At 73.7% G+C, this 422-nt stretch carries 1 protein-coding gene; it reads right to left on the bottom strand.

Translation table 11 applies throughout. The annotated features are described in order from the left end of the window. The coding region (gene ygfZ / locus C1I89_RS33835; protein ID WP_146197002.1) for a CAF17-like 4Fe-4S cluster assembly/insertion protein YgfZ at positions 1–422 on the bottom strand (422 nt) is incomplete at both ends.

Here is a 422-nt window from a genome sequence, read left to right as displayed (position 1 = left end):
CGACGCGCCCTCGGCGCCGGCGACGGTGCCGTACGCCATGCGCCGCTTGACCGTGCCGCGGTAATGGCTGCGCGCCACCACTTCCTGGCCGGGATAACAGCCCTTGGTGAAGCTGACGCCTTCGATCAGGTCCAGGTTGACCGTCTGCGGAATGAAAACGTCCTGCGTGGCGGCGGTGATCCACGGGATGCCCGCGGCCAGGTCGGCGGCATGCCATTGCGCGGCCGGCGCCAGTCCGAGGACCTCGGCCAGCGCGCCCGACTGCTGCAGCTGCTCGTCAGAGGCGATCCACCACCAGCGCAGCCGCGCGTCGGCCGAGGGCGCGGCGATCCAGGTGCCGGAGGGGAGTTCCGCGCGCTGCCACGGCGTGCGCGGCAGCGCGCCGGCGGCGGCTTCCAGCGCGGCGGCCTGTTCGGCCGTGG

The sequence above is a fragment of the Achromobacter pulmonis genome (assembly GCF_002885955.2).
GTDB lineage: Bacteria > Pseudomonadota > Gammaproteobacteria > Burkholderiales > Burkholderiaceae_B > Achromobacter > Achromobacter pulmonis_A.
The sequence above is the reverse complement of the archived record's forward strand: the minus strand, read 5'-3'. Positions and strand labels throughout refer to the sequence as shown.